The sequence below is a fragment of the Amycolatopsis sp. WAC 04197 genome (assembly GCF_003947475.1).
Classification (GTDB): Bacteria; Actinomycetota; Actinomycetes; order Mycobacteriales; family Pseudonocardiaceae; genus Amycolatopsis; species Amycolatopsis japonica.
This window is the reverse complement of sequence record NZ_QHJK01000009.1, coordinates 324,014-346,122: the sequence shown is the minus strand read 5'-3', so window position 1 is coordinate 346,122 and position 22,109 is coordinate 324,014. Positions and strand designations below refer to the sequence as shown.

The 22,109-nt window shown below is 69.8% G+C and carries 17 protein-coding genes; 7 read left to right on the top strand and 10 right to left on the bottom strand.

What is annotated here, in order from left to right; genetic code table 11:
* The first annotated feature begins 87 nt into the window (after positions 1 to 87).
* Positions 88 to 1,992, top strand: coding sequence for a 1-deoxy-D-xylulose-5-phosphate synthase (gene dxs, locus DMC64_RS31605; protein WP_125736473.1), 1,905 nt, complete (start codon positions 88 to 90; stop codon positions 1,990 to 1,992).
* A 173-nt stretch (positions 1,993 to 2,165) separates the two neighbouring features.
* On the opposite strand, the gene DMC64_RS31600 is transcribed toward dxs, so the two are convergent.
* A complete protein-coding gene (locus DMC64_RS31600) occupies positions 2,166 to 2,693 on the bottom strand; it encodes a TetR/AcrR family transcriptional regulator (RefSeq protein ID WP_125736472.1) in 528 nt (175 codons plus the stop codon).
* Between the two features lie 91 nt (positions 2,694 to 2,784).
* Between DMC64_RS31600 and DMC64_RS31595 the strand changes: the two genes are divergently transcribed.
* Complete coding sequence (locus tag DMC64_RS31595) at positions 2,785 to 3,600, top strand: oxidoreductase (RefSeq protein ID WP_125736471.1); 816 nt, start codon at positions 2,785 to 2,787, stop codon at positions 3,598 to 3,600.
* Here the strand turns inward: DMC64_RS31595 and DMC64_RS31590 are convergent.
* The 5 genes from DMC64_RS31590 to DMC64_RS31570 all read right to left on the bottom strand — a co-directional run bounded on the left by DMC64_RS31590 (position 3,597) and on the right by DMC64_RS31570 (position 10,593).
* Positions 3,597 to 5,039: a cytosine permease gene (locus tag DMC64_RS31590; RefSeq protein WP_125736470.1), complete on the bottom strand. Its 1,443-nt coding sequence runs from the start codon at positions 5,037 to 5,039 to the stop codon at positions 3,597 to 3,599. The two genes, DMC64_RS31595 and DMC64_RS31590, sit on opposite strands and share 4 nt — an antisense overlap.
* An 80-nt stretch (positions 5,040 to 5,119) precedes the next feature.
* Positions 5,120 to 6,526: an aminobutyraldehyde dehydrogenase gene (locus DMC64_RS31585; protein ID WP_125736469.1), complete on the bottom strand. Its 1,407-nt coding sequence runs from the start codon at positions 6,524 to 6,526 to the stop codon at positions 5,120 to 5,122.
* Positions 6,523 to 8,172, bottom strand: coding sequence for a thiamine pyrophosphate-binding protein (locus tag DMC64_RS31580; RefSeq protein WP_125736468.1), 1,650 nt, complete (start codon positions 8,170 to 8,172; stop codon positions 6,523 to 6,525). Before DMC64_RS31580 ends, DMC64_RS31585 begins: the two co-directional genes overlap by 4 nt.
* A complete protein-coding gene (gene speB / locus DMC64_RS31575; protein WP_038515765.1) occupies positions 8,169 to 9,122 on the bottom strand; it encodes an agmatinase in 954 nt (317 codons plus the stop codon). Before speB ends, DMC64_RS31580 begins: the two co-directional genes overlap by 4 nt.
* A 19-nt stretch (positions 9,123 to 9,141) precedes the next feature.
* Positions 9,142 to 10,593: a sodium:solute symporter gene (locus tag DMC64_RS31570; protein WP_125736467.1), complete on the bottom strand. Its 1,452-nt coding sequence runs from the start codon at positions 10,591 to 10,593 to the stop codon at positions 9,142 to 9,144.
* 111 nt (positions 10,594 to 10,704) lie between these two features.
* On the opposite strand from DMC64_RS31570, the gene DMC64_RS31565 reads away from it, so the two are divergent.
* From DMC64_RS31565 to DMC64_RS31550, 4 genes are read left to right on the top strand one after another with little or no spacing between them, the layout of a single operon-like run.
* A complete protein-coding gene (locus DMC64_RS31565; RefSeq protein ID WP_125736466.1) occupies positions 10,705 to 12,204 on the top strand; it encodes a PucR family transcriptional regulator in 1,500 nt (499 codons plus the stop codon).
* 18 nt (positions 12,205 to 12,222) lie between these two features.
* The gene (locus DMC64_RS31560) at positions 12,223 to 12,900 is read left to right on the top strand and encodes a response regulator transcription factor (protein WP_007033550.1); all 678 of its coding nucleotides are present in this window, start codon (positions 12,223 to 12,225) and stop codon (positions 12,898 to 12,900) included.
* Positions 12,897 to 14,024, top strand: coding sequence for a cell wall metabolism sensor histidine kinase WalK (locus tag DMC64_RS31555; protein WP_037343763.1), 1,128 nt, complete (start codon positions 12,897 to 12,899; stop codon positions 14,022 to 14,024). Before DMC64_RS31560 ends, DMC64_RS31555 begins: the two co-directional genes overlap by 4 nt.
* Positions 14,025 to 14,050: 26 nt before the next feature.
* On the top strand, positions 14,051 to 14,875 hold the full coding sequence (locus DMC64_RS31550; RefSeq protein WP_125736465.1) for an aldo/keto reductase: 825 nt from the start codon (positions 14,051 to 14,053) through the stop codon (positions 14,873 to 14,875).
* A 78-nt stretch (positions 14,876 to 14,953) separates the two neighbouring features.
* On the opposite strand, the gene DMC64_RS31545 is transcribed toward DMC64_RS31550, so the two are convergent.
* From DMC64_RS31545 to DMC64_RS31535, 3 genes are all read right to left on the bottom strand, one after another.
* Positions 14,954 to 16,555: a PHP domain-containing protein gene (locus tag DMC64_RS31545; protein WP_125736464.1), complete on the bottom strand. Its 1,602-nt coding sequence runs from the start codon at positions 16,553 to 16,555 to the stop codon at positions 14,954 to 14,956.
* 223 nt (positions 16,556 to 16,778) lie between these two features.
* Positions 16,779 to 18,890 (bottom strand): 3-hydroxyacyl-CoA dehydrogenase NAD-binding domain-containing protein, encoded by a 2,112-nt coding sequence (locus DMC64_RS31540; protein ID WP_037343771.1) that lies wholly within the window; start codon positions 18,888 to 18,890, stop codon positions 16,779 to 16,781.
* Position 18,891: 1 nt separating this feature from the next.
* The gene (locus DMC64_RS31535) at positions 18,892 to 20,124 is read right to left on the bottom strand and encodes a thiolase family protein (RefSeq protein ID WP_005156956.1); all 1,233 of its coding nucleotides are present in this window, start codon (positions 20,122 to 20,124) and stop codon (positions 18,892 to 18,894) included.
* Between the two features lie 185 nt (positions 20,125 to 20,309).
* Here DMC64_RS31535 and bla point away from each other — a divergent pair, with 185 nt between their 5' ends.
* Positions 20,310 to 21,221 carry a class A beta-lactamase gene (bla, locus tag DMC64_RS31530; protein ID WP_125736463.1) on the top strand — a complete coding sequence of 304 codons (912 nt, stop codon included), beginning with the start codon at positions 20,310 to 20,312 and terminating at the stop codon, positions 21,219 to 21,221.
* A 100-nt stretch (positions 21,222 to 21,321) separates the two neighbouring features.
* On the opposite strand, the gene DMC64_RS31525 is transcribed toward bla, so the two are convergent.
* Entirely contained in the window at positions 21,322 to 21,909 is a 588-nt protein-coding gene (locus DMC64_RS31525; RefSeq protein ID WP_125736462.1) for a D-alanyl-D-alanine carboxypeptidase family protein, read from the bottom strand.
* Positions 21,910 to 22,109: the final 200 nt, after the last annotated feature.

Genomic DNA, 22,109 nt, shown 5'->3' with positions numbered 1-22,109 from the left:
GACCCGTGACGCGGCGGACGGAAGACTCTCAGGCGACCTCCGTAGACTGGCCGGAACGGCGGAAGAGGAACCAGGCGAGGTGGGAGAGTGACGTTGCTCGAGTCCGTGCACGGACCGGCCGACTTGAAGCGGATGAACCAGGACCAGCTCGGCGAGCTGGCCGCGGAGATCCGGGACTTCCTCGTCGAGAAGGTGCGGCTCGCCGGTGGTCACCTCGGCCCGAACCTGGGTGTGGTCGAACTGACCATGGCGCTGCACCGCGTCTTCGACTCGCCGGACGACGCGATCGTGTGGGACGTCGGCCACCAGGCGTACGTGCACAAGATCGTCACCGGCCGTCATGACGGCTTCGGCAAGCTGCGTCAGCTCGGCGGCCTCACCGGCTACCCGGCGCGCTGCGAGAGCGAGCACGACCTCGTCGAGAACAGCCACGCCTCGACCGCGTTGTCCTATGTGGACGGTCTGGCCAAGGCGTTCGAACTCGAAGGCGGCGGCAGGCACGCGATCGCCGTCGTCGGCGACGGCGCGCTGACCGGCGGCATGTGCTGGGAGGCGCTCAACAACATCGCCGCGAACCCGCGCCGCCCGGTCGTCATCGTCATCAACGACAACGGCCGCTCGTACTCGCCGACCATCGGCGGCGTCGCGGACCACCTCGCGTCGCTGCGGCTCAAGCCGGGCTACGAGCGCGTGCTGGACCGCGGCAAGGAACTGCTGCGGCACACGCCCGTCGTCGGCAAGCCGATCTACGCGGCGCTGCACGCGGCGAAGGCGGGTCTCAAGGACGCGCTGAGCCCGCAGATGATGTTCTCCGACCTCGGCCTCAAGTACCTCGGCCCCGTCGACGGGCACGACCTCGTCGCGCTGGAGAAGGCGTTCCAGAGCGCCCGTGACTTCGGCGGCGCGGTCATCGTGCACGTGGTCACCGAGAAGGGCCACGGCTACGAGCCCGCGGTCACCAACCAGGCCGACCAGATGCACCAGACCGACCCGATCGACCCGGAGACCGGCCTGCCGCCGGTCAAGGGCCCGAGCTGGACCGGCGTCTTCGCCGACGAAATGGTCAAGATCGGCGCCGACCGCGAGGACGTCGTCGCGATCACCGCGGCCATGCTGCGCTCGACCGGGCTGCACAAGTTCGCCGAGGCGTACCCGGACCGCTGGTACGACGTCGGCATCGCCGAGCAGCACGCGGTGACCTCGGCCGCCGGGCTCGCGATGGGCGGCAAGCACCCCGTCGTGGCCGTGTACTCGACCTTCCTGAACCGGGCGTTCGACCAGGTGCTGATGGACGTCGCGCTGCACCGCCAGCCGGTGACGCTGGTGCTGGACCGCGCGGGCATCACCGGTCCGGACGGCCCCAGTCACCACGGCATGTGGGACCTTTCGCTGCTGGGCATGGTGCCCGGGATGCGGGTCGCCGCTCCGCGTGACGCCGGCACGCTGCGCGAGGAGCTGCGGGAGGCCGTCGCGGTCGAGGACGGGCCGACGGCGCTGCGGTTCTCCAAGGGCGGCGTGATCGACTCGGTGCCCGCCGTGGAACGCGTCGGCACGGTGGACGTGCTGCGCAAACCCGACGGCGACGCCGACGTCCTGCTCGTCGCGGTGGGCGCGTTCGCGATGCTCGGGCTCGCCGCCGCGGACCGGCTGGCCGACCAGGGCATCGGCGTGACCGTGGTGGACCCGCGCTGGGTCGTCCCGGCCCCGGCCGAACTGGTCGCGCTGGCCGAACAGCACAAGCTCGTCGTGACCGTCGAGGACAGCGGGCGGCACGGTGGCTTCGGCTCCGCGCTGGCCGCGCTGTTCCGCGACGCCGAATGCGACGTGCCGCTGCGGGATCTCGCGGTGCCGCAGGTGTTCCACGACCACGGTTCACGCGAGGAGGTGCTGGCCCGCGTCGGGCTCACCGCGCAGGACGTGGCGCGGCGGGTGACCGAGTGGTCGGCGAAGCTGGCGAGCCGGACTCCGGCGCCGGAGGACACGCGCCGCTGACAAGCGCGCCATGAAAGGTCCTTTCCTTGCGAAATTTGCAAGGAAAGGACCTTTCATAGCGCGCGCTACGCACTTCCCGGTGTCATGAAAGGGTCGTTCAGGACGAAAAATGTCCTGAACGACCCTTTCATGACACTTGGGGGGGCGTCCCAGTGGTCGCGCGAAAGCCCGGCTCAGGTGCCCACGATCCGCCCGACCGCCCGCACCACGAGGTCGCGCGTCGCAGTCGGGGAGGAGAACCCCAGGATCGACAGGTGCACGACGAGGCTCAGCAGTTCCTCGGCGTCGAAGTGGTCCGGCACGGTTCCCGCCCGTTGCGCCGCCTGGATCGCGGCGACCTTGTCCGCGTGCGCCCGGACCTCGGCTTCGGGTGTCGCGTCGAAGCCGCTCTCCAGGCGCAGCCAGCCCATGAGCCGCAGGAGATGGGGGTGTTCGAGGTAGCGGTCGAACAGCCTGCCCGCGTAACCGGGCAGGTCCTCGGGCGTGATCGTGAGGGTCCGGATGGCGAGGTCCACCTGCTCCTCCACGACCTTCTCGAAAAGCTCTTCCTTGCTGCAGAAGTAGGCGTAGATCAGCGCCTTGTTCGCGCCCGCGTTCTTCGCGATGCGGTCCACCCTGGCGCCGGCGATGCCGTACGTCGCGAACTCCGTCGTCGCCGCGTCCAGCAGTTTCCGCTTGGTCGCTTCCTTGTCCCTGACCATGTGATCCAGTCTAACTAACTGGTTGGTTGACAGCTAGCCGCATCCCATGGCAGCCTGAATTGGCAACCAACTGGTTAGTTAGGAGACGGACATGAAGGTCGCACTGGTCACGGGAGCCTCCGCGGGGATCGGCGAAGCCACGGCGCTCGCGCTGAAGGACGCGGGTTACACGGTCTACGGCGCCGCGAGGCGCGTCGAGCGGATGGCGGGGCTCGCCGAGCGCGGGGTCAAGGTTCTCGCGATGGACGTCACCGACGACGCGTCGATGGTCGCGGGTGTCGAGCGGATCATCGAGGAGTCCGGCCGCATCGACGTCCTGATCAACAACGCGGGCTACGGCTCGTACGGCGCCTTCGAGGACGTGCCGCTCTCGGAGGGGAAGTACCAGTTCGAGGTCAACCTGTTCGGGCTCGCGCGGCTCGTCCAGCTGACCACGCCGCATATGCGTGCCCAGGGCTCCGGCAAGATCGTGAACATCTCGTCGATCGGCGGCAAGATCTACGAACCGCTCGGCGGCTGGTACCACTCGACGAAGTTCGCGGTCGAAGGACTCAGCGACTCACTGCGGCTGGAGCTCAAGCCGTTCGGCATCGACGTCGTGGTGGTCGAACCCGGCGCCATCAAGACCGAATGGGGCGGTATCGCCGTCGAGAACCTGCTCAAGACCTCGGGTGACACCGCGTACGCGCCGCAGGCCAAGGCGCTGGCGAAGTTCTTCGACCAGGCCGCGCGCGGTTCCCACCCCAAGGTGATCGCCGACGTCATCGTGAAGGCCGTCCGGGCCCGGCGCCCGAAGACCCGCTACGCCGCCGGTTTCGGGGCGAAGCCGATCCTGTTCGTGCGCCGGGTGCTCCCGGACCGCGCCTTCGACGCGTTGTTCCTCGGGGCGCTGCGCCGCTTCGCCTAGACCGCGACGGCCGGTTCCGCGACGGGTTCCGCGTACGAGTAGACCTCCCGCGGCTCGGGGAAGAGCTTCACCAGCACCGGATACGCGATCGCCGCCGTGCACAGCGTCACCACCATGCTGATGTCGACGCCGCCCGCGATGTCCTTGAACGGCCCGGCGATCATCGGGGTGTTGGCCGTCAGCAGGCCCAGCGTCGTCGCCGGGATCCACGCGGCCATCGCGCGCCAGTTCACCCCTCGGGTGAACCAGTAGCGCCCGCCCTTGCTGCCCTGGTTGAACACCTGGAGGTCGTCCGGGTCGTAGAACCCGCGCCGCAGCACGAAGCCGATCATCATGATCACCATCCACGGCGAGGTGCACAGCACGATCAGCGTGGCGAAGGCGTTGATGCTGGACACCATGTCCAGCACGAAATTGCCGACGAAGATGAACACGACACTGAGCGAGCCGATCAGCAGCGTCGCCTGCACCCGGCTCAGCTTCACGAAGATCGAACTGAAGTCCAGCCCGGTGCCGTAGAGCGACGTCGTCCCGGTGGACAGGCCGCCGATCAGCGCGACGACGATCAGCGGGATCGCGTACCAGAGCGGGGAGATCGCGGTCAGGCCGGTGATGTAGTCGGCCGGATCCGCGACCAGGGTCGCGGTGGCGATGCCGAACCCGAACGGCAGCAACGTCGCCACCTGCGCCAGGAACGGCGCGGCCAGGAGGGAACGGCGGCTGTGCCGCGCCGGGATGTAGCGCGTCCAGTCGCCGAGGAAGGCGCCGAACGAGATCGGGTTCGCCATCGTGGTGAGCGCGGCCAGGATCCACGTCGGCCAGAAGTCACCGAGCGCGTAGGTGCCGGTGCCGGCGAACCCAGGGTCGAACGTGCCGCCGTAGGCGACGATCCCGAGCAGCATGATCGCCGTGCCCAGCACCACGGCGACCCGGTTCACCAGCAGCATGAACCGGTAGCCGTAGATGCACACCACCAGCGTCGCGATCGCGATGACGCCGTACGCGACCCCGCGGAGCACCTCGCCGCCGTCGAAGCCGAAAAGCCGTTGTGCCGCACCGGCGACGGCGTCGCCGCTCACCCAGACCGAGATGGCGAAGAACGTGATCGCCGTCAGCAGGGAGAGGAAGGAGCCGACACAGCGGCCGACGACGCCGAAGTGCGCGCCGGAGGAGACCGCGTTGTTGGTCCGGGTGAGCGGGCCGAACAGCGACATCGGCGAGAGCACCAGGGCGCCGACGACCACGCCCGCGACGGTGGCCGCCACCGCCGCCCGGAAACTCAGCCCGAAGGCGATCGGGAGGGTCCCGAGGATGATGGTGGCGAAGGTGTTCGCGCCGCCGAACGCCATCCGGAACAGGTCGCGCGGACGCGAGGTCTGTTCTTCCGGCGGGATCGGCGCGATACCGTGCTGCTCGACTTCGGTGACCTTGTCACCCATGGGGACCTCCAGCTATGCGTTTCGTCCTCTGAATGCGGTCCTTGCACACGCAAGTACCGCGTTCAGAGGACGAAACGCGGTCAGGCGAAGCGGGTCATGACGTGCTTCACGCGGGTGTACTCGGCGAAGGAGTAGGACGAGAGATCCTTCCCGTGGCCCGAGTGCCCGAAGCCGCCATGGGGCATTTCCGAGACCAGCGGCCCGTGGGTGTTGACCCAGACGCAGCCGAAGTCGAGTTCGCCCGAAACGCGGGTCGCGCGTGACAGGTCGTTGGTCCAGATCGACGACGCCAGCCCGTAGGGGACGCCGTTGGCCAGGCGCACCGCCTCGTCCTCGTCCACAAAGGACTGGACGGTGATCACCGGGCCGAAGATCTCCTCCTGCACGATCTCGTCGTCCTGCTTCAGACCCGAGACCACGGTGGGGGAGAAGAAGAAACCGCGGTCGCCGGCGGGGGTGCCGCCGGTCTCCACGCGAGCGTGCGAGGGCAGCCGCTCGACGAGCCCGCGGACCCGCCCGAACTGCGCCTCGCTGTTGAGCGGGCCGTAGTCCTCGCCCGGGGTCTGCGCGGCGGCGGCCTTGGTCAGCTCCGCGACGAACTCGTCGTGGATCGCCGCGTCCACCAGCACCCGGCTGCCCGCGGTGCAGTCCTGCCCGGCGTTGTAGAACGCCGCGCCGACGATGCCCTCGGCCGCTTCGGCGAGGTTCACGTCGCCGAAGACCAGCAGGGGCGCGTTGCCGCCGAGTTCGAGGTGCGTGCGCTTGAGGTCGGCCGCCGCGACGGTGGCGACGTCGATCCCGGCCCGGGTCGACCCGGTGATCGACACCAGCTCGGTGATCGGGTGCTTCACCAGCGCGCGGCCGGTGTCGCGGTCGCCGCACAGCACGTTGAACGCGCCCTGCGGCAGGAACTCCGCCGCGACCTTCGCCAGCAGGACGGCCGTCGACGGCGTGGTCTCCGCGGGTTTCAGCACGACGGTGTTGCCCGCGGCCAAGGCCGGGGCGATCTTCCAGACACCCATCATCAGCGGGTAGTTCCACGGCGCGATCTGCGCGCAGACGCCGACCGGTTCCCGGCGGATCGCCGACGTGTGCCCGGGCAGGTACTCCCCGGACGCGGTGCCTTCGAGCTGCCGCGCCGCACCGGCGAAGAACCGCAGCGCGCTGACGCACTCCGGGATCTCCTCGTCCAGCACGACGGCGCGGATCTTGCCGGTCTCCCGGATTTCGAGCTCGGCGAACTCCTCCGCGCGGGATTCCAGCGCGTCGGCGATCTTCAGCAGCGCGAGCTGACGCTGGGCGGGCGTGCTCTTGCGCCACACCTTGAACGCCCGTTCGGCGGCGGCCAGCGCGACGTCCACATCGGACTGTTCCGACAGGACGCTGGTGCCGAAGACCTCGCCGGTTGCGGGATTCACCAGGTCGAGCGTCCGCGAGCCCGACGCCGGTACCTCGGCGCCATCGACGAAATTGAGGACCTGAGTCATTTCTTCTCCAGGTGGGTCGGCTCGAACATCTTGAGCAGGGCGGGCAGGACGACCACGGACGGGCCGGGTGTGGCCAACGCGTCGGCCAGGTCCTTCCCGACGGTGTCCAAAGAGGACACGGTCGCGCCGACGCCGAAGGACTTCGCCAGCGCGGCGAAATCGGGGCGGGCGAGTTCGGTGGCGGTGGACTGGCCGAACGCGCCGGTCAGGTACTCGCGCAGGATGCCGTAACCGCCGTCGTCGACAATGAGCCAGGTGACGTCCAGCCCGTGCTGGACCGCCGTCGCCAGTTCCGCGATGCCGTACATCGCGCCGCCGTCGCCGGAGACCGCGAGCGCCGGGCCGCCGGTCGCCGCGGCACCGCCGAGCGCGCCGGGCAGGCCGTAGCCGAGCCCGCCCGCACCCTGCGCGGTGTGGATCGGCGCGCCCTCGGGATTCCACGCCGACCAGGCCCAGTAGGCCGCGATCGTCATGTCCCAGAACGTCTGGGTGCCTTCGGGGATCGCCGCGCGGATGTCGTCGATGAGCTTGCGCTCGGCTTCGAGGGGCTGGCCGTCGAGGCGTTCGCGCACCTTGGCCAGCAGTTCCGTCACCGCCTTTTCGGCGGCGCCGTCTGCTTGCCGGAACGGCACCTGCTCCAGAAGTCCTTGCAGGGCAAGGCGGACGTCGGCATGGATGCCCAAGGCCGGGTAGTTCGACTCCAGCTTCCCGAGATCGGCCTCGACCTGGATCACCCGGCCGCGCGGGGCGAACTCGCGGTAGTTGCTGGACAGTTCGCCGAGCCCGGAACCCAGCACCAGCAGCACATCCGCGGCCGACAGGAACTCGGTACTGTGCCAGTCCTCCAGCCACGACTGCCCGGACAGCTCGTGATCCCAGCCGAAGACGCCCTTGCCGCCGAACGTCGACAGCACCGGCGCTCGCAGTGCCTCCGCGAGCGCCTTCAGCTCCGCGTGCGCGCCCGAGCGTAGCGCGCCGCCCCCGGCGAGGATCACCGGATTCTCGGCCGCGCCAAGGAGTTTCGCCGCTTCGGTGACGAGTTCCGGCAACGGCGCGAGCGGAGCGGGCCGCGCGGTCACGGACGTGATCCGCGGCAGGTCCGTCGGTGCCAGCAGGATGTCCTGCGGGATCTCGACCCACACTGGGCCGTACGGCGCGGTCGCCGCCGATTCCCACGCCTCGCGCAACGCCGTCGGGATCTGGCCGACGGTGCGCACCACGTGCACCGACTTCACCACGTCACGGAAACTGGCCTGCTGATCGGGCAGTTCGTGCAGATAGCCGTGCCGTCCGCCGCCGAGCCCGGCGACCGGGATCTGGCTGGAGATCCCGAGCACCGGGACCGACGCCGCCCGCGATTCCTGCAGTGAGGCCAAAGTCAGCAGCGCGCCGGGGCCGGTCGACACGATCATCGGCGTCACCGGGACCGGGCCTTCGGGATCCGCCGCGAGCCGGGCGCGGGCGTGCCCGTCGGCCGCGAACGCCAGATTGTTCTCCACCCGTGAACTGATGACGCGCAGGTCGTCCGTGCGCCGCAACGCTTCGAACAGACCGAGCGCGTGCTGGCCCGGCAGGCCGAACACGGTGTCCGCGCCGAGCGCGTGGAGGGTTTCGACGACGATGTCGCCGCCGATGCGTTGTGTCATGCGCTCTTCCCCAAACTGAGCAGGCTCACCAGGTCGTAGGCGACGTGGGAAGCCGCGATGGCGGTGATCTCGGCATGATCGTAGGCCGGGGCCAGCTCCACCACATCGGCTCCGACGAGGTTGCAGTCCCGCAGTCCGCGCAGGATCTCCAGCAGTTCGCGGCTGGTCATGCCGCCCGCTTCGGGAGTGCCGGTGCCGGGCGCGTGCGCCGGGTCGAGCACGTCGATGTCGACCGAGATGTAGAGCGGGCGGCCGCCGATGCGCTGGCGCAGCGCGTCGACGGTCTCGGCGACCCCGCGGCGCATGACGTCGCCGGAGGTGACGATGCCGAATCCGAGGCGGCGGTCCTCCTCCAGATCCCGCTTGCCGTACAGCGGGCCGCGCGTGCCGACGTGGGACAGCGCTTCGGTGTCGAGGATGCCTTCCTCGGACGCCCGCCGGAACGGGGTGCCGTGGGTGTACGGCTCGCCGAAGTAGGTGTCCCAGGTGTCGAGGTGCGCGTCGAAGTGCAGCAGCGCCACCGGTCCGTGCTTCTTCGCCGCCGCCCGCAGCAGCGGCAGCGCGATCGTGTGGTCGCCGCCGACGGTCACCAGCCGCGTCCCGTCCGCGGTGAGCGCCTCGGCCTCGCTCTGCAGCGTTTCGATCGCCTCGCCGATGTTGAACGGGTTGAGCGCGATGTCGCCGGCGTCGACCACCTGTGTTTCGGCGAACGGGGAAACGTCGAGTTCGGGGTGGTACGGACGAAGGAGCCGGCTGGCCTCACGGAGCGCGGAGGGGCCGAAGCGCGCGCCGGGGCGGTAGGACACCCCGGCGTCGAACGGCACCCCGACGACGGCGACGTCGGCGCGCTCGACCTGATCGATCCGCGGAAGCCTCGCGAAGGTCGCGAAACCGGCGAACCGGGGCACCCTCGAAGAGTCGACGGGTCCGATCGGGTTCTGCTCAGGCACTGTGTCTCCTTCTGGTGTTTCAGGACTGCGAAGCGGCGAGTTTCGCCTCTTCGTCATCGGCGGCCGCGCTGCCGTTCAGGCGGCGGGTCCACACGGTGAGGATTTCGTCGGAGGTGCGCGGGGTCAGGAAGCTGACCAGCAGATACACCGCGAGGCTCGAGCCGAGGCCCCAGTAGATCGGGCTGTTGGCCTCGACGCCGTCGACGAACATGAACGTGATGACCACGACGGTGCCGACCACCATCGACGCGAGCGCGCCCTGACGGGTCCCGCGTTTCCAGGCCAGTCCGCCGATGATCGCGACCAGCAGACCGCCGACGAGGATGTCGTAGGCGATGGTCAGCGCGTTGACGACGTCGTCCACGATCATCGCGATGCCGATCGCGACGATGCCGAGAACCAGCGTGGTGACCCGGTTCCTCGTCACCTCGTCGACGGCCTTTTTGAGGCCCAGCTTGGAAAGCAGATCCGAGGTGCTGACCGTGGAGCAGGCGATGAGCGCGCCGCTCGCGGTCGACATCATCGCCGAGAGCGCCGCCGCGAGAACCAGCCCGCGGATCCCGGCGGGCAGCTGCTCCTCGACGATGGTCGCGAACGCGTCCTGCGCGCTGGCGAGGTTCGGGTACAGCGTCTTGGCCGCGGTGCCGATCAGCGCGCCGGCGAGACCGTAGACGAGGCAGTAGACGCCGGAGATGACGCCGCCGCCGGTCGCGATACCCGGCGTCCGCGCGGTGAACACGCGCTGCCAGATGTCCTGGCCGATCAGCAGGCCGAAGCTGTAGATGAGGAAGTAGGTGAAGATCGTGTCGCCGCCGATGGCGGTCAGTTCGAAGTAGCTCTCGTCCAGCCGCGCGGCCATCCCGTCGAAACCGCCCGCGGAGACGATCGAGACCGGCAGCAGGATCAGCAGGATGCCGATGGTCTTGATGACGAACTGGACGATGTCGGTCAGCGTGATCGACCACATGCCGCCGAGCACCGAGTAGAGCACCACGATCGAGCCGCCGATGGCGATACCCGCCCAGCTCGGCACGTTGAACAGGACCTTGAAGATGGTGGCGAACGCCAGCGTCGAGGTGACGGTCAGCATCAGCGTGTAGCCCCACATGACCACGCCGGAGATGGTGCTGGTGGAGCCGCCGTAGCGCAGGTCGAGCATCTCGCCGACGGTGTAGACGCGCAGTTTCACCAGCCGCCGCGCGAACAGCGTGTGCAGGACGAGGATGCCGACGCCGATGGCGATCACGAGCCAGGCGCCCGAGATGCCGTAGGTGTAGCCGAGCTTCACCCCGCCGACCGTCGAAGCGCCGCCGAGGACGACCGCGGACATCGTGCCCGAGTACATGAACCAGCCGAGCCGGCGGCCCGCGACGAGGTAGTCGGATTTGGTCTTGGCGAGCCGCAGCCCGAACCAGCCGACCCCGATCATGCCCGCTATGTAGAGCGCGATCACCGCGTAGTCACCGGCCACGGTGTCCTCCTTGACTTGGGGCTGTTCGCTTCGTTCGGGTCACCGTAGGTTCGTTCGCACCTTGAACGACATGGGATGATCCATCCGAACTCATCGGAGATCGAGGATGAAATGGCCCAAAGTCGCGATCCGTTCGACTCGGATGTGAATGTCCCGTTACGCGCCGTGGTCGGCAACCCGGAACTCGCACTCGACCCGGTCGTGGAGACCTTGCGCCCGGGCGCGCTCGACGCGCCGGTGCGCTGGGCCCACGTCAGCGAGCTACTCGACCCCGTGCCGTACCTGCTCGGGGCGGAGCTGCTGCTCACCGCCGGGGTGAACCTGCCGGTGGAACCGGCCGAGATCGATCGCTACGTCCGGCGGCTGGCCGGCAGCGGCATCTCCGCGCTCGGATTCGGGCTCACCCCGGGCGCCTACGAGACGTTGCCGCCGCCCCTGCTGACGGCGTGTGCCCGGCACGGTCTCCCGCTGCTGGTCGTCCAGCCGCGGACGCCGTTCCTCGCGATCAGCCGGGCGGTGTCGGTCGCGCTCGCCGAGGCGGGGCAGCGGGAACAGCGGCGGATCGCGGTCGCGCGCGAGGCGCTGACCAGGGCGGCGGGCGACGGGCTCGGCGAATTGGCGAGCGCGCTGGCCGGACGGCTGGGGGCCTGGGTGGCGCTGGTCGGCGCTGGCGATGTCCTGGCCGCGGACCATGGGGCGCCGTCGCCGCTGCCCGGCGAGGTCCGGGAACTGGTCGCCACGCTGCGGGCGGGCCGGGGGATCCGCAGCGCGACCACGGAACTGGCCGACGGCACGCACGTCGTCGCGCAACCGGTGTACCCGCAGGCGACGGCGTCTCATCTGGTCGTGGTCGGCCGGGTCGCGCGGTTCGACGGCGCGGACCGCTCGATCCTGTCGGTCGGGGCGGCGCTGCTCGGGCTGGCGGGCCGCGCGGGTTCCGACGCGGCCGGACTGGGCGCCACCGCCACGGGGCTGCTGCTGGGAGAGACCGAGGTGATCGGCGGGGACGAACGCCGTCTGGTCGCCGGGATCGCTTACCGGAAAGGGCCGAACGAGGTGGCCGTCCGCTACGACTGGCTGCGCGCCCGGCTCGACACCCCGCTCGTGCGGCTGCGGCCGGGGCCGCGCTTCGACGCGATCGTCCGCGAAGCGCCGGAGGCCGGTGATCTCGACCGGCTCCGCGCCGACGGCTGGCTCGCGGTGGTGGGCTCACCCGTCCCGCCCGGACGGCTTCCCGAAGCGGCGGGTGAGATCGAGCTGCTGCTGACGCGGGCCGCCGCGCTGGGACGGCCGGTGGTCGCGGAAGGCACGTCGGGGCTGGACGCGCTGATCGATCCGGATGCCGCGGCCGGGTTCGCGGTCCAGGTGCTGGCGCCGTTGCGCGAACTCGACCGGCAGGGTGATCGCGAACTGGTCGGCACGCTGCGGACGTGGCTCGCGCACCACGGCGGCTGGGACCGCACGGCCGCCGAACTCGGCGTGCACCGCAACAGCGTCCGGCACCGGATCGGGCAGATCGAACGGGCGCTGGAGGTGGATCTGGCGGATCCGGAGACCCGGATGAGGCTGTGGTTCGCCCTGCGCTGGTCCAATCAGGTCACTCTCAGGTAAATGTGGCAACGTAGGGTCGTGCGAATTCTGGTAGTCGAAGACGAAGAACCCCTCGCCGACGCGATCGCACGCGGCCTGCGGCGCGAGGGTATGGCGGTGGACATCGCGCTCACCGGTGACGACGGGCACGAGAAGGCCGCCGTCACCCGGTACGACGTCGTGCTGCTCGACCGCGACCTGCCCGGCATGTCCGGTGACGACCTGTGCCGCGAGATCGTCGCGTCCGGCGAGCTGACCCGCGTGCTGATGCTCACCGCGAGCAGTTCCGTTTCGGACCGCGTCGACGGCCTTTCCCTCGGCGCCGACGATTATCTCGCCAAACCGTTCGCCTTCCCCGAACTCGTCGCACGCGTGCGGGCGCTGGGCCGCCGCGCGACCCCGGCCGCGCCGCCGCTGCTGACGTCGGGCGACGTCGAACTGGACCCGGCGAGGCGGACCGTCCGCCGCGCGAGCGGTCCGGTCGAGCTGACCCGCAAGGAGTTCGGCGTGCTGGAGGTGCTGCTGTCGGCCGCCGGTTCGGTGGTCAGCAGCGAAGAACTGCTCGAACGCGTGTGGGACGAGAACGCCGACCCGTTCACCACCACCGTCCGGGTCACCGTGATGACCCTGCGGAAGAAGCTCGGCGAGCCGGGCATCATCGAAACCGTCGTCGGCTCCGGCTACCGGGTGCCGGAGCAGGGGACCGCACGCGGGTGAACCTGTCCGGTGCCCGCAGCCTGCGCGGGCGGGTCACGCTGCTCGCGACCGGGCTGGTGGCACTGGTCAGCGTCCTGTTGCTCTGGCTGACCTGGAATCTGGTCGGCGACGCGGTTTCCGCCGTGCCGCAGCTGCCGCCGGGCACCACTGTGCGCGTCGACGGCGTCGAGGTCGACGCGTCCGCCGTCACCGAGCATCTGCGGGTCTACGCCAGGAACCGGGTGCTGCTGTTCGGCGCGGTCGCGTTCTGTTTCGTCGTGCTGGCGGCGGGGATCCTCGCGTGGACGTTCACCGCGCGGGTCCTGCGGCCGCTGCGCGAGATCAGCGGTACCGCGCGCCGTCTCTCGATCGAGTCGATGGGGGAGCGGATCGGCGAGGTCCGCACGAAGGACGAACTCGCGGAACTGGCCGAGACGTTCGACGACATGCTGGACCGGTTGCAGGCCGCGTTCGACGCGCAGCGGCATTTCGTCGCGAACGCCAGCCACGAACTGCGGACGCCGCTCGCCGTCATCCGCACCGAACTCGACGTCACCTTGGCCGACGAGCACGCGGACGAAGCCGAACTACGCCGGATGGCGGGTGTCGTCCGTGACGCGACGGAGCGGGCCGAGCGGCTGGTCGGTTCGCTGCTGCTGCTCGCCCGTACGGACGGCGCGGGGTTGGTGGCCAGGGAGCCGGTCGATCTCGCGGTGATCGTCGCGAGTGCCTGGCGCGCGGTGCGTGCCGAAGCCGAAAAGCGCGGCATCCGCACCGAATTCGCGACCCAGGGCGCGGTGACGTTCGGCGATCCCGCGCTGCTGGAACGGATCGCGGGCAACCTGCTGGAGAACGCCGTGCGGCACAACGTCGACGGCGGCTGGCTGGACGTCGTCACGCAGGCCGGTCCACAGTGGTCGGTGCTGCGGGTGCGGTCTTCGGGCGGGCTGCTGGATCCGGCCGCGGTCCCCGAACTGTTCGAGCCGTTCCGCCGCGCCGGCGTCGCCAGGACGGCCCGGACCGGCGCCGGGCTGGGGCTCTCGATCGTGCGGGCCGCGGTGCAGGCACACGGCGGCACGGTGTCCGCGGAACCCGTTGTGGGCGGCGGCCTTTCGGTGACCGTCCACCTGCCCGCTCTGCCCTGACCCCCGGCGGGGGTTACGGTTCGAGCATGGTTCCCAGTATTCGGCTGAACAACGGAACATCCCTCCCGCAACTCGGGTTCGGGGTGTACAAGATCGGCGACGACGAGGTCACCGGCGCGATCCGCACCGCCATCGAGGCGGGGTACCGCGCCATCGACACGGCGACCCTGTACGCCAACGAACGCGGCGTCGGCGAGGCCGTCCGCACCAGCGGGCTGCCACGCGAGGAACTGTTCGTCACCACGAAACTGTGGAACACCGAACACGGCTACGACTCGGCGTTGCGCGCCTTCGACACGAGCCTGCGCGAGCTGGGGCTCGACTACGTCGACCTGTATCTGATCCACTGGCCGCTGCCGTCGCAGGACAAGTACGTGGAAACGTGGCGGGCGCTGGAAAAGATCGCCTCCGACGGCCGGGCGAAGGCGATCGGCGTCTCGAACTTCCAGATCCCGCATCTGGAACGGCTGATCGAGGAGACCGGGACCGTTCCCGCGGTGAACCAGATCGAATGCCACCCGTGGCTGCAGCAGCCGTTGCTGCGGGACTTCCACGAGAAGCACGAGATCGTCACCGAGGCGTGGGGCCCGCTGGCGCGCGGCGGAGACCTGCTCGCCGACGAGAAGATCACCACGATCGCGGAGAAACACGGCAAGACGCCGGCCCAGGTCGTGCTGCGCTGGCATGTCGAGATGGACCATCTGGTGATCCCGAAATCCGTCACGCCGGAACGGATCAAGGCGAACATCGACGTCTTCGACTTCGCGCTCGACGCGCACGACACCGCCGCGATCGCGACGCTGGAGCAGGGGAAGCGGCTGGGGCCGGACCCGGACACACTGGGCGCCTAGCGTTTCGGAAGTGTCATGAAAGGGCCGTTCAGGACATTTTTCGTCCTGAACGGCCCTTTCATGACATCCGCGGGAGACCTACCGCACGTCCACGAAGATCGGGTTCCCGTACAACCACAGGTCTTCGAACGGGTTCGACTGCCCGATCACGTCGGCGCTCGGCTCGATCCCGCCGGGCACGTGCTTCTTGCCGTCCGTTCCGCGTGTCCGCACGAAGAACGGCTCACGCACGTCGCGGAACGTGTGCCGGAAGGTGACCCGCCGCCCGGGCGCCCACCGCGGCTCGAACGACCGCACCACCCGGGTCCCCGGGGCGGTCTGCGTGTCGCGGTCGGCGGCCGGGCCGGTCACCGGCCCCGAAACGAGGTCGAGCCGCGCGAGCCTCGGGATCGCGCCGCCGCCGTTCGGCCGGGCCGCCAGCTTCGCCGAGACGACCACCGTGACGTCGGATCCGCGCCGGACCCGCAGCCTGCCGCCCATCGTCGCCGAGCTCCAGCCGCTGTACGCGCCGAACTCGAGTTCCTGTGCGAGTCCGCCGTGCACCACCCAGACACGGCCCGCGCGCAGACCTTCCAGCACACCTTCGTGGCTTCGGCGGGTCACGCCGACCATCGTCCGGCTGAACTCGGCGGGGGCGAAGTCCGCGTACGGCGGCAGGTTCTGCGGGACGCCGGTGTCGATCGGGTCCGGGTAGCCGCCGTGCTCGTCGTAGTAGCCGTCGGGGACGCTGGGCCGCACGTGGGTGTCGCCGCGGTTGTAGTGCGAGTCGGAGTTGCTGGTGATCCACCACGGCTTTCCTTCGGCCAGCAGCGAATCCCAGAGCCCGCCGACGGTCGCGGTGCTCCAGTCGAAGCCGCCGTAGGTGCGGTAGGCCGACGCCGGGAAGCCCGGCCACGAGTTCGAGCCGGGCGAGTTGCCGTACCCGCCACGCGCGCCTCCGCCGCTCCCGAGCGGTTTGGGGAAACCGTCGGCCTGCGCTCCCGGCGCGCCTTCCATGCCGATGACGATGCCGGGCGCGGCGTCGCGCAGCGCGCGGATCTCGTGCGGGGCGATCCGGCCGTTGCGCAGCGGATGGTTGATCACCACCACCGGCGCGTGGATCCGGCGCGCCCGCTCTTCGGCCGCGAGCCAGCGGATCGCCTCGACGGCGAGCGCCTCGTTGTCCGGCGTGCCTGGTTCGGTCCCGGTCAGCCGCCAGTCGAAGGCGCGCTCGAACTCGCGCAGTTTCGCGGCCTGGGCCGCGCCCGCCTGGAAGAACAGCGTCGCGTGCTCGGCACCCGGCACGTTCCACTCCATGCCCTGCCACAGCAGGAGATCGGGATGTTCGCGCTGCGCCGCCCGGATCGCGGCGTTCGTGCGCTCCACCGAGGACTTCTCGTGCGCGGCGTGGCCGTGATCGGTGATCACCGCCCAGTCCGCGCCGTGACGGCGCGCGTCGGTGGCGATTCCGTCCACTGTGTACATCGCGTCGTAGGAGTACTGCGTGTGGATGTGGTGATCGCCCGCCAGCCACCGATAGCGGTCCCGGCCGAAGAGCAGGCCGAGATCGAGGTCCAGATCCAGATCGAGGGCGTCCGCCGGTGCCGCGGCGGCGAGTGGCGCGACGGCGGCCGCCGCGGACACGAGGCCCGCGCGTTTGAGGAATCCGCGGCGGTCGACGCCGGGTTTTTCGCTGTTCACCGGCCGGACGCTAAAGAGCGTCGTTGAACGGACGATGTCCGGACGGCCAACGCACGGCGTTCTGTGATGCCCGTCTCCCCGGGGGATGGCCGGGGAGACGAACGTTCCCGTACGAACCCCAGGCTTTCACGAAAACGTAGCCGTTCGCCATCGAATCCACGAAAAACGCGAAAGGCCACCGTCCGCGATCAGGGGATCGCCGACGGTGGCCTTTCGCCGAGGCTCAGGAGAGCGGCACGCTCGCCACACCCGGGGCCAGGAACGGCTTGCCGTTGACCTTCTCGGACACGCCGGCCCGGTCGAGGTACGGCGTGATGCCGCCCAGCCAGAACGGCCAGCCCGCGCCGAGGATCAGGCACAGGTCGATGTCCTGCGCCTCCGCGACCACGCCCTCGTCGAGCATGATCCGGATCTCCTCGGCGATCGCCGCCAGCGCGCGGTCACGCACCTGCTCGGACGTCGACGGCGAGTCGCCCTGCTGCCAGAGTTCGGCCACCTCGGGGTCGACGGTGGCGTTGCCCTTGTCGTCCCACTGCCAGACACCCTTCTTGCCCGCCTTCACGAAGCGGTCGAGGTTCTCGCTGACGGTGAACCGATCCGGGAACGCCCCGTGCAGGGTCTCCCCGACGTGCAGGGCGATCGCCGGGCCGACCAGCTGCATCAGCGTCAGCGGCGTCATCGGCAGGCCCAGCGGCTCGAGCGCCTTGTCGGCGACGTCGAACGGCGTTCCCTCGTCGACGGTCACCAGCACTTCGCCGAGGAACCGCAGCAGCAGCCGGTTGACCACGAACGCGGACGCGTCCTTGACCAGCACGCTCGACTTCTTGAGCTGCTTGCCGAGCGCGAACGCCGTCGCCAGCGCGGCGTCGTCGGTCTTCTCCGCGCGGACGATCTCCAGCAGCGGCATCACCGCGACCGGGTTGAAGAAGTGGAACCCGACCACGCGCTCGGGGTGCTTCAGCTGCGACGCCATCGCGGTGATCGACAGCGACGAGGTGTTCGTCGCCAGGATCGCCTCGGGCGAGACGTACTGCTCCAGGTCGGCGAAGACCTTCTGCTTGACGCCCAGCTCCTCGAACACCGCCTCGATCACGAAGTCGGCGTCGGCGAACGCCGACTTGTCGAGCGAGCCGGTGACGAGCGCCTTCAGCCGGTTCGCGCCGTCCGGCGAGACCCGCTTCTTCGCCAGCAGCTTGTCGATCTCACCGTGCACATAGGACACGCCCTTGTCGACGCGTTCCTGGTCGACGTCGGTGAGCACCACCGGCACCTTGAGGCGGCGGACGAACAGCAGCGCCATCTGGCTGGCCATCAGGCCCGCGCCGACGATGCCGACCTTGTTCACCTTGCGCGCCAGCGACTTGTCCGGGGCACCGGCCGGCCGCTTGGCCCGCTTGTTGACCAGGTTGAACGAGTACAGCCCCGCGCGCAGGGTGTCGTCCATGAGCAGTTCGGCGAGCCCGTCGGTCTCGGCCGCGTAGCCGCGGTCGAGGTCGTTCTCGCGGGCCAGCTCCAGCAGCTCGACGGCCTTGGTCGCGCCGGGGGATGCGCCCTTCGTGCGACCGTCCACAATGGCCTTGGCACGGGCGATCGCGGCGTCCCAGCCCGCGCCGCGGTCGATCTCGCGGCGGGCGGGGGTGATCTCGCCGTTGACGACCTTCGCCAGCCACAGCAGGGACTGCTCGAGGTAGTCGGCCGAGCCGAAGACCTCGTCGACGATGCCGAGTTCGGCCGCCTGCGCGACCTTCAGCATCTTGTTCTGGGCCAGCGCGTTCTCGATGATCACGGTGACCGCGGCGTCCGGGCCGATGAGGTTCGGCAGCAGCTGCGTGCCGCCCCAGCCCGGGAACAGGCCGAGGAAGACCTCGGGGAACGCGATCGCGGCGGTGTTCTCCGAAAGCGTGCGGTAGTGGCAGGAGAGCGCGAGTTCGAGCCCGCCGCCCATCACCGCGCCGTTGATGAACCCGAAGGTCGGGATCTCGGTTTCGGTGAGGCGACGGAACACGTCGTGCCCGGTCTGCGCGATCTCCCGCGCCAGCGCCGGATCCGCGACCGCTTCGACGCCGGAAAGGTCGGCGCCGACGGCGAAGATGAACGGCTTGCCGGTGACCGCGATCGCGGCGGGCTCGGCCGCGAAGGCGGCGTCGATCGCGGCGTTGAGGCTCACCAGGCCCTGAGGGCCGAAGGTGTTCGGCCGGGTGTGGTCGTGGCCGTTGTCGAGGGTGATCAGCGCGACGGGCTTGTCGAGCCCGGGCACCTTCACCAGGCGGGTGACCGCGTTCGTGACAACCTCGTCGGGGAAGGCGGCTTTCGCCTGCTCAGCGGTGAAAGTCATGTTACTTGGCCCCCTCGAAAGCCGGGTTCTCCCAGATGACCGTGCCGCCCATGCCGATGCCGATGCACATGGTGGTCAGGCCGTAGCGCACGTCGGGGCGCTCGGCGAACTGACGCGAAAGCTGCGTCATCAGCCGCACCCCGGAGGACGCGAGCGGGTGACCGCAGGCGATCGCGCCACCCCACTGGTTGACGCGGGGGTCGTCGTCGGCGATGCCGAAGTGGTCGAGGAACGCGAGCACCTGCACCGCGAACGCCTCGTTGATCTCGAACAGGCCGATGTCGTCGATCGACAGGCCGGTGCGCGCGAACAGCTTCTCGGTGGCGGGCACCGGGCCGATGCCCATGACCTCCGGCTCGACACCGGCGAACGAGTAGCCCACCAGGCGCATGCCGATCGGCAGGCCGAGTTCGCGGGCGGTGTCCTCGTCGGCGAGCAGCGCCGCGGTGGCGCCGTCGTTGAGCCCGGCCGCGTTGCCCGCGGTGATCCGGCCGTGCGGGCGGAACGGCGTCTTCAGCCCGGCGAGCTGCTCGACGGTGGTGCCGGGGCGCGGCGGCTCGTCCTCGGTCGCGAGACCCCAGCCGAGTTCCTTCGAGCGCGTGGCGACCGGGACCAGCTCGGGGCCGATCTTGCCGGTCTTCACGGCTTCGGCGTACTTCTCCTGGCTGCGCGCGGCGAAGGCGTCGGTGCGCTGCTTGGTGATCGCCGGGAACCGGTCGTGCAGGTTCTCCGCGGTCTGACCCATCACGAGCGCCGTCGGGTCGACGAGTTTGTCGGCGATGATGCGCGGGTTCGGGTCCACGCCTTCGCCCATCGGGTGGCGGCCCATGTGCTCGACGCCGCCGGCGATGGCGATGTCGTAGGCGCCGAAGCCGATCCCGCTCGCGGTGGTGGTGACGGCGGTCATCGCGCCCGCGCACATGCGGTCCAGCGCGAAACCGGGCACCGACTTCGGCAGGCCCGCCAGCAGCGCGGCGGTGCGGCCGATGGTCAGGCCCTGGTCGCCGATCTGGGTGGTGGCGGCGATCGCCACCTCGTCGACGCGTTCGGGCGGCAGCTCGGGGTGCCGCCGCAGCAGTTCACGGATGGCGTTGACGACGAGGTCGTCGGCACGGGTGCCGGCGTACATACCCTTTTCGCCTGCCTTGCCGAAGGGCGTCCGCACCCCTTCGACGAAGGCGACATTGCGTACCGACCGCGCGTTCGGCGCGAGCGGTGTTGCTCCTGCGGCCACGAATGCTCCTGAAGTAGAGGTTGTCCTGACCGCACCCTAGCCCCGGTTACCGGTCGGTAACCAGGATGGTGGCCCGGTCGAGTGGGGGAAGGCACACTCCCGGGGTCACCCGCCTCGGCCGCTTGACCGATCCGGGAGCGGTGGGGAAATTGCTATGTTCGAAGTGATCAGGGGGAGGGATCACGATGAACTCGCCGGGGCCGGCCGTCACCCGTCGTGCGCTGCTGGGGATGGCGGTCCTCGCGTCACTGGCCGCCTGCACGCGGGCGAACCCGCCCGTGCCGTCGCCTCCGCCACCCCCGCCGTCCACCACCCGCCAGTTCCACGACCGGTTGATGGAGCTGGAGAACAAGTTCGACGCCAGACTCGGCGTCTACGCGCTCGACACCGAAGGCGGCGGCACCGTCGAACACCGCGCGGACGAGCGGTTCGCGTTCTGCTCGACGTTCAAGGGGGTCGCGGCGGCCGCGGTCCTGCAGCGCAACCCGTTGTCGCATCTGGAAACCCGGGTCAGCTACTCGCGGGACGACCTGATGAAACACGCGCCGGTCACCGAGCGGCACGTGGCCACGGGCATGACGATCCGCCAGCTGTGCGACGCCGCGGTCCGGTTCAGCGACGGCACCGCGGGCAATCTGCTGCTGCGGGATCTCGGCGGCCCGGCCGCACTGACGGCGTTCACCCGCGGTCTCGGCGACACGGTCACGCGGATGGACCGCGTCGAGCCGGCCATCACCGAGGCCACCCCGGGCGACCTTCGCGACACCACCACGCCGCGGGCGTTCGCGGCCGACTACCGGGAGATCGTGCTGGGGGACACGCTGACGGCCGAGAAACGCGACTTCCTGCGCGACCTGCTCCAGCGCACCGTCACCGGCGCCGGACGGATCCGCGCGGGCCTGCCGCCCGGCTGGACCATCGCCGGCAAGACCGGAACAGGCGAGTACGGCACGCTGAACGACATCGCCGTCCTGTGGCCGCCGGGCAAGGCGCCGATCGTCCTGGCGGTCATGTCCAGCAAGTCGGCGAAGGACGCTCCCTACGACGAAGCGCTACTCGCGGAGGCCGCGAAGTACGTCGTCGAAGAGCTCACGTGAGGGAACTCGTAACTCGCGTGATTGAAGGCGTAACTCGCGTGATCGGAGGAGTTCCGCCTCCAATCACGCGAGTTGCGCGTCCGATCACGCGAGTTACGCGCTAGTTGCCGGTGGCGCTGGGGAGCAGGGCGGGGCAGCCGGCGGTCTTGTAGGCCGGGTCGTACTCGAAATGCCACTTCTCGTTGTCGTAGCGGCGGCACCAGCCGAGCGGGCCGCCGTTCTTGTCCACCCACGCGGCCGAGTTCAGCGGCTGGATGTCGACGGCGATTCCCTTGACGTGCATGGACGTCTCGGGCTGCAGTGCCCATTTCTTGGCCTGCTCCACGGAGCCGAACCGCTCGACGGCCTTGTCGAATTCGCGCTGTTGCTGACCCCGGCTGCGTTTGCCGTCGTTCACGCAGAGGGTGACGTTCTGGGCTTTGGCCTTGGCGCGCATGGCGTTCCACGCTTCGATCACGTCCGGGCGCATACCGAAGGTGTCTTCGTCGACATAACGCTTGTCGACGGCGCAAGTCGGCCCGCTCTCGGGCCCGGGGACCTCTTCCAGGACCGCGAGCGCCTGTCCGTTCACCGGTTTGACGGCCAGGCCGGTGGCGCCGAGCGTCACCATCGCGGCCACGACGAGGCCCAGCGCCGCGAACACGCTGATCACGGTCCTGCGGCTGGAGGTGGATGTGGTGGGCACCACTCCGAAGCTACCCAGCCTGCGGCGGGCCGCCACGGTTTGTGAGCTTCTTCCCAGAACGCTCCGTGAAGCCAACCAAATCGGAAAACGCCTGGTCCGGGTGGTCGTGAGTGACGGGCTGGACGACACACGTGCTCCGACGGACGACACACGTGTCTGAACGGACGGCTCGCGGCGGAGACTTCACCACGGGCGTGTCGTCC